11 protein-coding genes are annotated in these 15,896 nt (G+C 56.3%); 10 read left to right on the top strand and 1 reads right to left on the bottom strand.

The window, feature by feature from the left end; all coding sequences use genetic code 11:
- Window positions 1-88: 88 nt before the first annotated feature.
- The 6 genes from AH68_RS09870 (at window position 89) to AH68_RS09845 (ending at window position 7,750) form a co-directional block, all read left to right on the top strand.
- Window positions 89-1,474 carry an ABC transporter substrate-binding protein gene (locus AH68_RS09870; RefSeq protein ID WP_039199569.1) on the top strand — a complete coding sequence of 462 codons (1,386 nt, stop codon included), beginning with the start codon at window positions 89-91 and terminating at the stop codon, window positions 1,472-1,474.
- 91 nt (window positions 1,475-1,565) lie between these two features.
- Window positions 1,566-2,843: an enolase C-terminal domain-like protein gene (locus AH68_RS09865; protein WP_033501881.1), complete on the top strand. Its 1,278-nt coding sequence runs from the start codon at window positions 1,566-1,568 to the stop codon at window positions 2,841-2,843.
- 15 nt (window positions 2,844-2,858) lie between these two features.
- Window positions 2,859-3,650 carry an L-fucose dehydrogenase gene (locus tag AH68_RS09860; protein WP_039199566.1) on the top strand — a complete coding sequence of 264 codons (792 nt, stop codon included), beginning with the start codon at window positions 2,859-2,861 and terminating at the stop codon, window positions 3,648-3,650.
- 10 nt (window positions 3,651-3,660) lie between these two features.
- A complete protein-coding gene (locus AH68_RS09855; RefSeq protein ID WP_039199564.1) occupies window positions 3,661-4,482 on the top strand; it encodes an amidohydrolase family protein in 822 nt (273 codons plus the stop codon).
- Entirely contained in the window at window positions 4,479-5,372 is an 894-nt protein-coding gene (locus AH68_RS09850; RefSeq protein ID WP_025299929.1) for a dihydrodipicolinate synthase family protein, read from the top strand. Before AH68_RS09855 ends, AH68_RS09850 begins: the two co-directional genes overlap by 4 nt.
- A 26-nt stretch (window positions 5,373-5,398) precedes the next feature.
- Window positions 5,399-7,750 carry a glycosyl hydrolase family 95 catalytic domain-containing protein gene (locus AH68_RS09845; protein ID WP_039199558.1) on the top strand — a complete coding sequence of 784 codons (2,352 nt, stop codon included), beginning with the start codon at window positions 5,399-5,401 and terminating at the stop codon, window positions 7,748-7,750.
- Between the two features lie 369 nt (window positions 7,751-8,119).
- On the opposite strand, the gene lacZ is transcribed toward AH68_RS09845, so the two are convergent.
- Window positions 8,120-11,185: a beta-galactosidase, LacZ type gene (lacZ, locus tag AH68_RS09840; protein ID WP_039199556.1), complete on the bottom strand. Its 3,066-nt coding sequence runs from the start codon at window positions 11,183-11,185 to the stop codon at window positions 8,120-8,122.
- Between the two features lie 94 nt (window positions 11,186-11,279).
- On the opposite strand from lacZ, the gene AH68_RS11370 reads away from it, so the two are divergent.
- From AH68_RS11370 to AH68_RS09825, 4 genes are all read left to right on the top strand, one after another.
- Complete coding sequence (locus AH68_RS11370) at window positions 11,280-11,399, top strand: hypothetical protein (RefSeq protein ID WP_472924262.1); 120 nt, start codon at window positions 11,280-11,282, stop codon at window positions 11,397-11,399.
- Window positions 11,400-11,499: 100 nt separating this feature from the next.
- Window positions 11,500-13,017 (top strand): glycoside-pentoside-hexuronide (GPH):cation symporter, encoded by a 1,518-nt coding sequence (locus AH68_RS09835; protein ID WP_039199554.1) that lies wholly within the window; start codon window positions 11,500-11,502, stop codon window positions 13,015-13,017.
- 286 nt (window positions 13,018-13,303) lie between these two features.
- Window positions 13,304-14,671, top strand: coding sequence for an ABC transporter permease (locus AH68_RS09830; protein ID WP_039199552.1), 1,368 nt, complete (start codon window positions 13,304-13,306; stop codon window positions 14,669-14,671).
- A complete protein-coding gene (locus AH68_RS09825; RefSeq protein ID WP_039199551.1) occupies window positions 14,668-15,891 on the top strand; it encodes an ABC transporter permease in 1,224 nt (407 codons plus the stop codon). The genes AH68_RS09830 and AH68_RS09825 overlap by 4 nt, the downstream gene beginning before the upstream one ends.
- Window positions 15,892-15,896: the final 5 nt, after the last annotated feature.

The raw sequence follows: 15,896 nt of genomic DNA, 5'->3' as shown, positions 1-15,896 counted from the left end.
CACCCATTCGTTGCCTTGGTGACCGTGCGGCATCCGTCCTTTTGAAAAAACAACAAAATAGTAATTCATGACACACAAAGGAGTAATCATGAAGAAGAAGAGTGTCAGGCTTGTGGCCGCTATCGCGGCGCTGGCAATGACGGCCGGGATCTCGGCATGTGGTTCCGACACCAACGGAAGCCAGGCCAAGAGCGAAGTGACCGCGAAGGAAGTGGAAAGCGCTCTGACCGATACGTCGAAGAACGTCGAGCTGACCGTTTGGGCCTATTCCGCCAAGCAGATGGAGCCCACCGTCAAGGCATTCAAGGAGAAGTATCCGCATATCAAGATTAAATTTGTCAACACCGGTGCCGCTGCCGACCATTTCACCAAGTTCCAGAATGTCGTTCAGGCCAATAAAGACATCCCCGACGTTGTACAGATGAGCGCTAATAAATTCCAGCAGTTTGCGGTTTCGGGCGCATTGCTGAATTTTGCCAACGACAGCATCGACAAGGCATGGAGCAAGTTGTACACCAAGACTGCATGGGCTCAGGTGCATTACGCCGGCGGCCTTTACGGTGTGCCACAGGATGCCACGCCATTGGCCAACTATGTGCGAAAGGATATCCTGGACGAACATAACCTGCAGGTGCCAGAAAGCTGGGAAGATATCTACAACGAGGGCGTGAAGCTCCACAAAGAAGATTCCAACAAGTATATGGGAATCCTGGGATCTGACATCTCCATCTTCACCAACCTCTACCGCTCCGTTGGAGCGCGTCTGTGGAAGGTTAATTCCGTGAACGACGTCGAACTGACTATGAACAGCGGAAAAGCAAAGGAATTCACGGAATTCTTGCAGAAGTGCCTGAAGGATGGCGTCCTTGAAGGCGGTACCGTCTACACTGACGAGTTCAACCGTTCGGTCAACGATGGCCGTTATGCCACCTTCATCAGCGAAAACTGGATGGGCAACATGTATAAGGACCAGAACCCGAGCCTCAAGGGAAAGATGGTGGTCACAACTCCGCCATCCTGGAACAACCAGCATTTCCAGTCCTCCTCCGTCGGCTCCATGATGAGCGTTGCTGCGGCATGCCCGAAGGAAAAGCAAGCAGCAGCCCTTGCCTTCATCAACTGGCTCGATTCCGCTCCGGACGCCATCCAGTCTTGGCAGGATACCAACAGCGGCAATTACTTCATGGCGGCTTCCGTCTATCAGGACGATAAGACGGTGCGCGAGAAGAAAGAAACCGATGGATACTTCGCGAATACGGACGTTAACTCGGTCTATTTCGATTCCATGGATAACGTCAATACCGATTGGGAGTATCTCCCGTTCATGTCTCAGGTGGAGGTCGTGTTCAATGACGTCATCGTGCCGGAGATGAATGAGAACGGCGATCTGGTAGGCGCCATGGCCAAGGCTCAGCAGAAGCTCAAGGCATACGCGGAAGACAACGGCTTTAAGGTCACCACTGACGCCGACTGACATCCGGTTGCCCGCCACCGCTAGGGAGGGCGGCCGAATGGCCGCCCTCCCTTTTTGAGATTAAACATTTTTCCAAAGAAGGAAGCGCATCGTGAGCGTTATTACCAAAGTCACCACCTATGATTTCCGATTCCCGACATCGGCCACCTTCTCCGGCTCCGACGCCATGAACCCCGATCCGGATTATTCCTCTGCCTATGTTGTCATCGCCACGGATGCCGGTGATTCCGGCAACGGATTCGTCTTCACCATCGGCCGCGGCAATGATGTCGTCGTCCGAGCCATCGACTCCATGTCTGAAACCCTTATCGGCCGTAACGTCGAGGAACTGCTCGACAACATGCGTCTCGCGTGGGATCTGTTCGTGCGCGATTCGCAGCTACGCTGGCTTGGCCCTGAGAAGGGTGTCGAGCATATGGCCATTGGTGCCGTGCTTTCGGCTCTGTGGGACCTCAAAGCCAAGCGCGCCGGCAAGCCGCTCTGGCTGCTCCTTTCCGAGATGGAGCCTGAAGAGCTAGTTGCGACTCTCGACTTCCGCTACCTGACCGATGCTCTCACTCCGCAGGAAGCCATCGAGATTCTGCGTGCCGCCCAGGAAGGCAAGGCGGAACGCATCGCCCACCTCAAGGAAGTCGGCTATCCGGGATATTCAACCGCAGCTGGATGGCTCGGCTATTCCGACGAGAAGATGGTCCGTTTGGCCAAGCAAGAGACCGAGGTCATGGGCTTCAAGCAAATCAAGCTTAAGGTCGGTCAAAACCTCGAAGACGATCTGCGCAGGCTCAAGCTCGCCCGTGAAGCGGTCGGCCCGGACATCGCCATCGCCGTAGACGCCAACCAGGTCTGGGATGTGCCACAGGCCATTGAATGGATCGGCAAATTCAATGACTACGATCTCGCGTGGGTTGAGGAACCGACCTGCCCGGATGACGTGCTTGGACATGCTGCAATCCAGAAGGCCATCGATCCAATTCCGGTGGCCACCGGCGAACAGATGCAGAACCGAGTCATGTACAAGCAGTACCTGCAGGCTGGCAGCTTCAAGGTCATGCAGATTGACGCGACCCGAGTCGCCGGCCCCCAGGAAATCGTCCTCGAATACCTGCTCGCCAAGAAGTTCGGCGTCAAGGTCTGCCCTCACGCGGGCGGTGTCGGCCTGTGCGAAGCCATCAGCCAACTTGCGATGTTCGATTATGTGTCCGTCTCTGGCGAGATGGAGGACCGCGTCGTCGAATACGTGGACAACCAGCATGAGTACTTCGTGCATCCGACCGTCATCAAGAACGGACGATACGTTGCACCGCTCGCTCCGGGCAACGGTACGGAGATGAAGCTCGACGAATGCATGAAGTACCTGCACAAGGACTAGTCGGAAGGACCTGAGATGGACCTGCATCTTAAGAACAAGGTGATTATTGTCACCGGAGGATTCAAAGGCATCGGCAAGGGCATAACGCTGCGACTGGCCGAAGAAGGCGCCATTCCGGTGGTGCTGAATCGTTCGGATGGTGCCGACGACGAATTCCGACAGGATATCGAACAGATCACCGATTCGTATGACACCTATCTGATTGACCTGAACAACACCGACGAGATCGCCCCCATTGTTGAATCGGTCATGAAGAAATACGGTCATATCGATGGTGTGGTCAACAATGCCGGAAGAAACGACAATCTTGCGCTTGAGACCACGTCATGGCGTCAGTTCGAGGAGTCTCTTCACGGCAATCTGACCCACTATTACGAGCTGGTTCATCAGTGCGTGCCAGCGCTCAAGGCCAGCAAGGGCTCAGTGGTCAATATCGGTTCCAAGACCGCATTGACTGGTCAGGGCAAGACTAGTGCCTACGCCGCGGCAAAAGGTGCGATTCTGGGCCTGACCCGCGAGTGGGCCGCCGCTCTCGCCCCGGACGAGGTTCGGGTCAATGCCGTCGTCGTGGCCGAAGCGTGGACACCGCTGTACGCGCAATGGATCAAGACGTTCGGCGACGAGCAGGCGCAGCGTGAGCAGTTGGCGAAGATCACCGACAGGATTCCTCTCGGCCACCGCATGACCGAGACTTCGGAAATCGCGGACACCGTGGCTTTCCTTCTGTCCGACAGGTCTTCGCACACCACCGGACAATGGGTCTTCCCCGACGGCGGATACGTCCACCTCGATAGGGCACTCGACTAGGACGCGCGACATGCAGAGGATCATCGACTCGCATTTCCATATCTGGGACCCATCCGTCCAACCACTTTCATGGCTTGACGGTACGGATGGGTCCATCACCCGCCGTTACGACATGGACTGCCTCAAACGCGCCTATGCCTCATATAATGAGCAACACCCAGACGCTGCGGTCAATTTCATCGGCGGTGTGTATGTGGAAGTCGACACGGACGATACGTCATTGGAAGATCGGCTGCTGTCCGAAAACCATGATCCTCTGCTGTTGGCAACATCTATGCGGTCCACCGTCGGGCCGGCCATGCGCGTGCCGCTGTACGCGCATGGCATTCGTGAGCCATTGCATACGCCGGCATCGCCGCGGGGACGGTGCCTGCAAGATGACTTCATCCGCGGTTTGCAGCTTATGGCCGATAAGAACATGCCATTCGACGCATGCGTACGGGTGGATGAACTTGACGATCTCGCTCAGGCTTGTGAGCAGGTGCCCGAAGCAACCGTCATCGTTGACCATATGGGCAACATATCCGATCTTCACAATCTCGAATCCTCATCCGATGCCCTGCATAGGCTCGGAGAGCTGCCAAACGTGTACGTCAAGGTATCGGGGTATCCCACCGATGACCTACGATTCGTCTCAACCCTGCTCGATCTCGCACAAGCCGCGTTCTCGAACAAGCGGTTGCTGTACGCGTCGAATTGGCCTGTCGTTGGTCTATATGCCGATTTCGACAGTCATCTGTCAATCCTGCTCAATCGTTTCGCGGGGGATGACGACTTCTTCTTCAATAATGCGCGGAACGCCTACCATATCGTCGAAAGGAAAATATCATGACTTGCAACGCCCAATTCGAAGGCGTGTTCTGCCCCTCCATCACCATCACGAACGCGGATGGGACCATTGACTACGACAATTGGGGCAAGCACCTTGATCATCTCATCGACGCGGGCATCGACGGTGTGCTGCTGTTCGGCAGTATCGGAGAATTCTATGCCATCGACGTCAAGACGAAGGCGGAAGCGGTGCGTTTCGCAGTCTCGAAAGTCGCCGGACGCATGAAGGTGCTCGTCGGAGTAGGAGACACCAACCTAGACAATGTGAGAACATTGGCGGCGGAAAGCGAAGCAGCCGGAGCCGATGCATTGGTTGCAGTATCCCCGTACTATTTCGGACCATCCCCGGATTGCGCGAAGCGCTACTTCTCTGCGGTGGCCAAGGCAACGACGCTGCCGGTCATTCTGTACAACTTCCCAGCCAGGACAGGCAACGACCTCACACCCGAGCTGGTAGCGGATCTCGCAGCGGAGAACCAGAACATCATCGGCATCAAAGACACCGTCGACACCATCAGCCACACCAGAAAGGTCATCGCTGCCGTTCGTAAGGTGAATCCATCGTTCAGCGTGCTGTCCGGATTCGACGAGTACTACACCGTTAACCGAATCAGCGGCGGCAATGGCGTGCTATGCGGATTGACCAATGTGGAGCCGGAGACTTTCGTCAGCCTGCATCATGCATGGCAGTCCGGTGATTACGCCACGGCCATCAAATCGGCTGAACGCATTTCCTATCTGATGCGCCTGTACGACACTGCCGACCTGTTCATCAGCGCCATCAAGGGCGCGGTCAAGGCGAAGGGACTGCCAATCGACACGTCCATCCATGAACCCGCCGTGCAGCTGACCGACGAGCAGTACCGCAATATCCAGAGCATTCTCAAATAAGCAAATCTGCCAAGGAGACTTTACGCATGAAACTCACATTCGATGGAATCTCTTCGTGCTGGGAAGAAGGTATCCCACTCGGCAATGGACGCATGGGAGCGGTCCTGTGCTCCGAACCGGAAACCGATGTGCTGTATCTCAACGACGACACCCTTTGGTCTGGATATCCACACGCGGAAACCTCGCCGGTGACGCCAGAGATTGTGGCCAAGGCACGTCAGGCGGCATTCGGCGACGATTACACCGCCGCCACGCGAATCATCAAGGAAGCCACACTGCAGGAAAAGGACGAACAGATTTACGAGCCATTCGGAACGGCCCGTATTCAGTACTCGACCCCTGCCAGCGGACGTGAGAGCATGAAACGCCAACTGGATCTTGCAAGGGCGCTCGCCGGTGAAACATTCCAGATGGGTGATGCCAACGTTCATGTCGACGCATGGTGCAGCGAGCCTGATGACCTGTTGGTCTACAGGATGTCATCGGATGCGCCGGTTGATGTGAACATCAGTGTCGCCGGCACTTTCCTCAAACAGTCGCGCGCCTCGTTGGAAACGGTATCCGACGGTCATCGGGCCACACTCGTCGTCATGGGCCGGATGCCTGGACTCAACATCGGGCTCCTCCCTCATCCTTCCGAAAATCCTTGGGAAGATGAGCAGGACGGAACCGGAATGGCGTACGCCGGTGCGTTCTCCCTTACCGTCACAGGTGGCGACATCAACGTGGACGACAACAGTCTGCAATGTTCGCACATCACCGGATTATCGCTCCGCTTCCGCAGTATGAGCGGATTCAAGGGAAGCGACCAGCAACCGGAACGAAGCATGACGGTTATCGCCGACCATCTGGAGAAAACCATCGACGAGTGGTCGACCGACCTGCAGACCATGCTCGACCGCCACATCGCGGACTACCGCAGATATTTCGACAGGGTGGCCATCCATCTCGGTTCAGCCCATGATGACGATACGGAACTACCGTTCTCGGCGATCCTTCGCTCGGATGAGAACAAAGAACCGCATCGTCTGGAGATGCTGGCGGAGGCAATGTTCGATTTCGGCCGGTATATGCTTATCTCCTCGTCCAGGCCACACACCCAGCCGGCGAATCTGCAGGGGATTTGGAACCATAAGGACTTCCCAAACTGGTACAGCGCCTACACGACGAACATCAACGTCGAGATGAACTATTGGATGACAGGCCCATGTGCCCTCCAAGAACTCATCGAGCCGCTCGTCTCCATGAATGAGGAGCTGCTAGCGCCGGGGCACGACGCCGCTGACAGGATTCTTGGCTGCCGAGGATCGGCGGTCTTCCATAATGTCGATCTCTGGCGCAGGGCCCTTCCTGCGAACGGCGACCCGATGTGGTCGTTCTGGCCGTTCGGTCAGGCATGGATGTGCCGGAACCTGTTCGATGAATACTTGTTCAACCAGGATGCATCGTACCTGGTCCGCATCTGGCCGATCATGCGGGACAACGCGCGATTCTGCATGGATTTCCTATCGGAGACAAAGCATGGACTGGCCCCGTCCCCTGCAACATCACCAGAGAACTGTTTCTTGGTGAACGGAGAACCGGTATCTGTTGCGCAAAGCAGTGAGAATGCCACGGCCATCGTGCGTAATCTGCTTGATGATTTAATTCAGGCTTCTCACGATCTGGAAAACCTTGACGAAGAGGACAGAAATCTGGTCCGTGAAGCGGAATCCGTCCGTTCCCAACTAGCTGAAACGCGATTGGGAGCTGATGGAAGAATCCTCGAATGGAACGACGAATTCATCGAATCCGATCCACAGCACCGTCATCTGTCCCACCTTTACGAACTGCATCCTGGTGCAGGCATCACGTCTCAGACTCCGCACCTGGAGGAAGCCGCTAGGAAATCCCTCGAAGTGCGTGGCGATGATGGTTCCGGCTGGAGCATCGTATGGCGCATGATCATGTGGGCACGTCTGCGTGATGCGGAGCATGCCAAACGAATCATAGGCATGTTCCTGCGGCCGGTGGATGCGAACGCTGAAACCAATCTGCTGGGCGGAGGCGTGTACGACAGCGGATTATGCGCTCACCCGCCATTCCAGATCGACGGGAACCTTGGATTCCCGGCGGCCTTGTCGGAGATGCTTGTCCAAAGCCACGATGGCTGGATTCGCATTCTTCCGGCCCTGCCGGAGGATTGGCATGAGGGAAGCTTCCATGCGCTCCGTGCAAGAGGTGGAATCCAAGTGGATGCGACATGGACGGATCAGACAGTGGAATACACGTTGCGCTGTCTGAAGCCCACGGAAATTACGCTGAACGTTCTAGGGACTGATATGGGATGTGTCGCATTGTCTCCGGATAAGCCATTCAAGGGATCCATCCGGCGTTAACGTATTGCGTTATATCCGTTACGAAATGTTGCGGACCGTCTTTCCTAATAGGGGAGGGCGGTCCGCAATCTTTTTTGCTACCAGCATGCGGAAGATGAGCGCATGCATGTAACTGAGTATCGTAATGTGAACGATCTCATCAAGAATAAGAGCAAGCATGCTGGTTTTATTTCAATCGGTCCGGCACCGTTTGAGAAGAATGTGCTCCTACGATTGCACGTGAGGCTTTCCGTAAAATTGGTGGTCAGGGACAGTTTCGTGCCATCTTTATGAAAACCATACGAAAGAGGCCTGATGCCTAGCCCTCGGGGCTGGACATCAGGCCTCTTCTCCTGATATGAGCAGAGGACGCGGCATGCTATCCGATCGTCAGATCAGTTCGAGATTGACATCGAGGCTGACCGGCTGATCGGCGGGGATGTGATACTGGGAGTGGACCGGAGACATCCAGGAATCGTCGCCTCCGACACCCATCTGCGCGGCGAGCACACGGAGGAACATGTGCTTCGGAGCCGGCAACTCGTCCTGATGCTGAGCTTCTTCGATCATGAAGCTGGAATACGGCTGCAGGCTCACAGCGAACGGTGCGGCACCGTTCGCGCGGCTGACTCGCAGGCCGTGTCCATTTTCATCGGTGATCTCCGCCCAACGGACTTCCTCGTGGTTGCCCGTTTCCTGCGGCATGAGATACGGAGCATGGTCCTTGAACGCATCGGTGCTCCACACGCCCAGCTTGGCGTGCTTGCGATCCTGGTACGTTTCCTCGGGACCAGCGCCGAAGAACCTCAGGTTCGAATACTGGACCGGCAGAGTCCATTCGATGCCAAACGCAGGAATGGTGGGCAGATCGCCGGATTCGCCCGGATATTCCACATGCAGGTTCAGACGGCCAGTGGTATCGGCGGTGTATCCGACGGTGACCTTGGTGCGTTGCGGCGTGGCCAGCTCATACGTGTACACGGCCTTGAGCGTGTCTTCATCGACCTGTTCGATGACATTGTCCACGCAACGGGCATAACGGCCGGCCGCCATCCACTGGGCTCGCTCGAATCCATGGCCTGCGCCACGGTCGTTGTCCGTCAGTGCGCGGAATGTGGTGATCGCCGGGCGACGCAGCACGAATTCGTGACCGTCGAACGTGTAGGAGACCAAGCCGCCCTGAGTGCGAGAAAGAAGAATCTCTCGTCCGGAACCCTGAACACCGGCATTCCAACGGCCAACAGTGACGATGCCGTCCGCAGGCAGAGCCGCGTCTTCGGCTGCCTTCGTTCCGGCCACAACAGTCTGGCCGAAGGCGAGTTCGTACCCGGCAGGAGCCCAATCGGTCGCCTCGGCGAGGCGTTGGGACACTTCAAGCACCAGCTCATCGGCATTGGCACGATAGAGATCCACCGGCCATTCGACATCGAACGTGCATGCCGAATCGGCGGGCACGTCGAAGCGACGCTCGGACTGCCATACCGGCTCTCCGTCAGCGAGGATGCGCAGCACGAACTGGTATCCGCCGGTCGAGATGAACAGATTGTCGTTCTTGATGGACACCGAACGATCGGTCACGTCGATATGGACGTTGGAGTACAGCTGCTTGACTTCCTGGGCCTTCGGCGCGGGAGTACGGTCGGCGAAGACCAGTCCGTTGCCGGAGAACTCGTAATCACTCGGACGATCGCCGAAGTCTCCGCCATAGCACAGACGGGTGGAGCCGTCCGGCTGGGTGGCATAGATCGCCTGGTCGATGAAGTCCCAGATGAAGCCGCCCTGATAGTGCGGGTAGCGTTCCAGTGCCGTGTATTCGTCCAGGTTGCCGACCGAGTTGCCCATTGCGTGCATGTACTCGCAGGAGATGTACGGCTTCTGCGGATCGTTCTTGAGATATTCCTCAACCACATCGGCGTGCTCGTACATGCGGGTTTCGATGTCGGTCACATCATCATAGTCGCGGTTCTTCGTCACACCCTCGTAGTGCACGGGGCGGTTCGGATCGATGTCGTGCACGTGCTTGTACATGGCACGGAACACATCGCCGGTGTAGGACTCGTTGCCAAGGGACCAAATGACCACGCTCGGGTGGTTGTAGTCGCGGCGCATCATGCTGTTGACGCGGTCGACGCAGGCACCTTCCCAACGTGCCTTGCTTCCTGGAACCGCGGTCTCGGCGGTGACCACGTCGCCAGGCAGGCACCAGCTGCCATGGGTTTCGAGATTGGTCTCATCGATCAGGTAGATGCCGTACTCATCGCACAGATCGTACCAACGCTCCTGGTTCGGATAGTGCGAGGTGCGGATGGCGTTGATGTTGTGGCGCTTGCAGAAAATCACATCATCGATCATGTCCTGCTCGGTGATGGAACGGCCGCGCTTGGCGTCGAACTCGTGACGGTCCGCGCCCTTGAACACGATGCGCTTGCCGTTAAGGGTCATGATGCCGTTTTCGATGCGGAAACGACGGAAGCCGACCTTCTGAACGACGGCCTCGACGATGTTGCCGGCCTGGTCGATGACGTTGACTTCAAGTTCGTACAGAGATGGGCTTTCGGCGCTCCACGGCTCGAGGCCCTGCAAGGAATCGCTTGCGAACGTGGTATTGGCGTCGGCGCTGGTCGAGGCCTCCCATACCACGTTGCCTTCGGAATCCTTCAACGTGGCCGAGATGGTAGCGGCATCGGAGGCGTTGCGCACGGACAATGCGGCGTCAAGAGAGGCGGTGCCGGACTCGGCGTCCCAATCGGCTTCGAGCTGCATGTTCTCGACATGAACGTGGGGCTGCGCCGTCAGTTCGACGGAGCGGAACAGTCCGTGCAGACGCCAGAAGTCCTGGTCTTCAAGCCAGGATGCGCTGGAATACTCGTAGCAAGCGACCGCCACAACGTTCTCTCCGTCATGCAGCAGGTCGGTGATGTCAAACTCGTTGGGAGTGAAACCGTCCTCGCCGTAACCTGCGAACAGGCCGTTGACCCACACGTAGATTGCGGTTGCCATTCCATGGAAGACGATGGAGACGCTTCCTCCGGACTCCTTGGTGTCCGCAAGACGCTTGGACACAACGAACTTCTTGCGGTAGAGCGCCACGTGATTGTTTTCCGGAACATTCGGCTCCAGCGGATTCTCGTGGCCGTCCCACGGATACTGGATATTCACGTACTTGTTCTTCAGCAGGCCTGCCATCTGCAGATGGCCCGGAACCTGGGTGCGGTAGAAAGCGGAATCATCGAAGTTTTCGGCAACGAATGGCTCTTCGTTGAAGTCGATGTCGGAAGCCTGTACGATCTCGACGCGCCATTCTCCGTCAAGGCTTTGCGTGAGATCGGAGTACTCACCACTCTGCGGATCATGCGTGAAACACTTGTGGTTGGAATGGGCCGGCGTGCGGTTGACCTCGAACACAGTCGCGTCGGTCAGCCACGTCTCGGATGCATGCTCAACACGATTTGTCATGTTTCCCTGCTTTCTTTCATTACTTCGTTGTGAATGATGCGGAAGCTAAACTTCCTTTACTAGTAAGGATAAATGTTTTTTACCGAAAAAGCAAATCGTATTTACCGCCACGGTTTCCTCTGTTTTTCAAGCACTCCCGTTAAACGTGTTTAAGTCGGTGACGGATAGGTTTTGCATTATGGGAACTGTTGCAACACGCCGGCAAAAGCCTTGATTACTAATGTTTTTTACTTCTGCTTATAAAACGGCGTATAGTTGCAATACAAGATCAATGGGTGATCTCGGCTCCAACTATCTTAGAGGAGAAGAAAAAAATGAGCAACGCAACAGCCGCGGACGGTGGAGTCCGCAAGGGAAAGCTCGGTCAGCGCATTGCCTACGCATGCGGTAACTTGGGTCAAGCTGCCTTCTACAACGCTATGAGCACGTACTTTGTTGTGTACGTGACCAGCTGCCTGTTCTCCGGCGTCGACAAGGCGTTGGCGGCCAAGCTTATCGGCGTCATCACCAGCCTTGTGGTGATTATCCGTATCGCAGAAATCTTCATCGACCCGTTGCTGGGTAACATCGTCGACAACACCACCACCAAGTGGGGACGCTTCCGTCCTTGGCAGTTCATCGGCGGTGCCGTCTCGGCCGTGCTGCTCGCCATCGTCTTCAGCGGCATGTTCGGTCTGGTGAATGTCAACACCACGCTGTTCATCGTGCTGTTCGTCATCACCTTCGTCGTGCTCGACGTGTTCTACTCCCTGCGTGATATCTCCTACTGGGGCATGATTCCGGCGCTGTCCTCCGACTCCCATGAGCGTTCCACCTACACCTCTCTGGGATCCTTCACCGGTTCCATCGGCTACAACGGCATCACTATCTTCGTCATCCCGATTGTCACCTACTTCAGCTACATGTTTACCGGCAAGAATGCCGAAAGCCAGAGCGGCTGGACCGCATTCGGCATCATCGTCATGCTGCTCGGCATCCTCACTGCTTGGACCGTTGCCTTCGGCACTAAGGAAAGCACCAGCGCCCTGCGTTCCAAGGCCCAGAAGAACGGCAACCCGCTCGAGGCGTTCAAGGCACTGTTCCAGAACGACCAGCTGCTGTGGGTCGCCCTGTCCTACCTGCTGTACGCCATCGCCAACGTGGCCACTACCGGCGTGCTCCTCTTCCTGTTCAAGTTCGTGCTCGACAACCAGGCTGCCTACTCCGCGACCGGTGTCATCGCACTGGTGGCCGGCCTCATCATGGCTCCGCTGTACCCGATTCTGAATAAGCGCATCCCACGCCGCTACCTGTACATCAGTGGCATGATCTCCATGATTGTCGCTTACGTTCTGCTGGGTCTTTTCTCCACCAACATCGTCGTGGTGTTCATCGCACTGGTGCTCTTCTACATACCGGGCACTCTCATCCAGATGACCGCCATCCTCTCCCTGACCGACTCCATCGAATACGGCCAGCTGAAGAACGGCAAGCGTAACGAGGCCGTCACCCTGTCCGTCCGCCCGATGCTCGACAAGATCGGTGGCGCCCTGTCGAACGGCATCACCGGCTTCATCGCCGTTGCGGCAGGTATGACCGGCAACGCCACTGCAGCCGATATGACCTCTGCGAACATCCACACCTTCGAAGTCTGCGCCTTCTATGTGCCGCTCATTCTGATTGTGCTCAGCCTGCTGGTGTTCACCTTCAAGGTGAAGATCAACGAGAAGATGCACGCCGAAATCGTCGAGCAGCTCGAAGCCAAGCTCGCGGCCGGTGAGGTCTCCGATGAGGAAGCCAAGACGGTCGAGACGGTTGAAGCCGTCAACGAGAAGGCCAAGCTGACCGAATAAATAACCAATACTTGACATCCTTCCTTTCTCTCTGATGGAGGCCCCAATTTCGATTGGGGCCTCCATTGGTATATGCACTGTTTTATAGCCGTTCAAAGTTTGTCAAATGAACAAAACGAACGATGTCCCGGAGCATAATGCAACCAATGTTGTTTCGCTTTTTCGCTCAAGGCATATCTTGCCATGTTCCGAGGTGAACCATGTATTTTAGCGAATGACCAATCGAAGAATCGAATTAGATTTCATTGTCTCGGATGAGAAAGTCCCAGCTTTACAGGGGGTATTAATGACATTCATCTCACGAGCGGCGCGCTATGTGCTCAGAAAACGAGTACGCACCGCGGTGCTGTTCATTGTACTGACCATCATAACGGCGAGTATGCTGTCCGCAACCGCAGTTTCTCGGGCAGCGCAACATGAGGCCGGACAGATTGAGAAACAGGCGGTCGGCGGATTCGTGCTGGCTAGTAACCTGCAAGGCAGCATGCTGACACCTCGCGGAGGCGGAATGGTTCGTCCCGCTGATGTGCAACGAATCTCGAAGCTGTCCGGGGTTGACTCGTACATGGTCAGGCAGAACGCCACCGCCGATCTCGTGGGAGCCAGCGTGGTGAAGGTCCCTGGCGGCGATGATTATGATGCGGAGAAAGAACAGCAGTTCGGCAATGCGGCCAACGTCATGGGCACAAACGATTCGTCAAAACTCAATGTGTTCACGTCGCACACGCTCGGCATGGTCGAAGGACGCCATCTAAAGGCATCCGATAAGCATATGTCGATGATCCATGAGGATCTCGCCAAAGCCAATGGTCTTAAAGTCGGCGATACCCTCACACTTAAAGCCAATCCATATGATGCCGACAATGAGTCGCATTCGACGGCGACTGTCAAAACCACCATCGTTGGAATATTCAAAGGAGACAGCGACAGGAAGGTAGCCAGCCGCGCGGAACTCACCTCCAACACTGTGTACACCGATTTGGACACTACAAGTACTCTGTACCAGTACAAGGCCGGCAAGGAAATATACCAGGATGCCACTTTCGTTCTGGACAAGGGTGTCGACGTGGAGAAAACCATGGAAGCGGCGAAGAAGCTTCCAGTGGATTGGAACAATTACCAGATCACGCGCAATGACCAATATACGTCGAGCATGCTGAATGCCGCCCGAGGTGTGCGTTCCATGATGCGCAGCGCTTTGATCGGCGTGACTATTTCAGCCGTGATAATTCTCAGTCTCATGCTCTTGCTGTGGATGAACGACCGACGTCAGGAGATGGGCGTATTGGTGTCCCTCGGCATCGGCAAGCCATCCCTGATCGCCCAATATCTAACCGAGATGATTCTGATCGGCCTGCCGTCCTTGGTCCTCGGATGGTTGTGCGCACAAGGAGTGGCCCAATGGCTGGGCACTTCGGCCCTCCGTTCCGTGAACGCCTCCGCGGCGAAGGAGCTGAGCAGCATGGGACAGGTTGGCGGCGATCTCGAGTCCAATATGTCGGTTCGTACCTTGGATTCGCTCACGGTATCAATCGACACAACCGCCGTGCTGTATGTATCGCTTGGTCTGCTGGCGGTGATGCTGGTATGCGTCGCCATATCGTGCATACCGATGCTGCGCAAGTCGCCGCGAAGCCTGTCGGAGCTGCGATGACGGGCATGAACGTGTGGAATCGTGCCACGCTGGCAATCGTGCGTAAACCGGTACGCAGCGGAATCATCGGACTGCTGATGCTGATGGTTTTCACCAGTCTTGTGGCTCAGGTCGGAGTGTCAACGGCACTTCAGAAAATGTCCGACGATATCGGCAGAAGCATGGGAATAGGTTTTACCGTCGACACAGGCGAGAATCCTGCAAGTCTAAAGGAAGCGAGCCGGTTCTCGCGCATCCCCGGCGTAGGAAAAACCGTTTACGAGCGTAAGACCTTGGCAGGGGTGGATGGAGCGCATCCGGTTGTCCCCGAACATGGTCCTCGGCTGGATTCCGGTCTATCCACGCAGGTCAGCGTGCTGGGCACCACTGACTCCTCGTTGTCCGAAGAGTTCCAAAGCGGTCTGTACCGGTTGGAACAAGGACACCACATTTCAGGTAACGGCCGGAACGTACTGATTCACCGGGATTTCGCACGTGAGAATGGGCTATCGGTGGGATCAACACTCCGGCTCAGTCAGGAAGACCGCGATTCCACCGTTCGCGTGGCCGGAATCTTCTCTGGCAATGTGCAGGCACAGAGCCCTATGCCATCGGACGCATCGGAGAATCTTATCTATGCGGGTGCCCAAGTGGTTTCCGCGCTGACTGGAGAGGAACGGGTCGGCACGATCCGGTGCCTCTCGGATAATCCGCAGGCTCTCTCCACTGCAGTGGCCCAAGCAAAAAAAATCGCTGGAAGCAAGTATGACGTCACCGATGACTCGGCGCGTCTTTCCGGCGTGCTGCAGTCGGTGGAAACGGTGCGCGATCTGGTCCGTATGGTGCTGCTGTCCGTTTGCTTGGCTGATGTGTTGGTACTGGGCATGGCGCTTGTCTTCTGGATTCGCTCACGTATCCATGAGATAGGCACCCTTCTGGCTCTCGGCATCGGCAAGATGCAGATTATCGCCCAGTTCGCAATCGAAACCGGTCTCATGGCTGTAGTCGCCGCCCTGTGCTCGCTGGGCACGGGCTCCCTATTGTCTGGATACGTGTCCTCGCTCCTGCTGCACGATTCGGGAGTCGCGCCTCTTGAATCATTGCAGGTGGAGGCTCTGCCGCCAGAACAGACGCTGCTCATCCTGCTGCTCGGATGCGCGGTCATCGCGATCGCGCTCGCCGTGTCGTGCGCCGCAGTGCTAGCCAAATCCCCGAAATCCATTCTTTCCTCTATGCGTTAGGAGAT

This window comes from Bifidobacterium catenulatum PV20-2, from assembly GCF_000800455.1.
Lineage (GTDB): Bacteria > Actinomycetota > Actinomycetes > Actinomycetales > Bifidobacteriaceae > Bifidobacterium > Bifidobacterium kashiwanohense_A.
The sequence above is the reverse complement of the archived record's forward strand: the minus strand, read 5'-3'. Positions and strand labels throughout refer to the sequence as shown.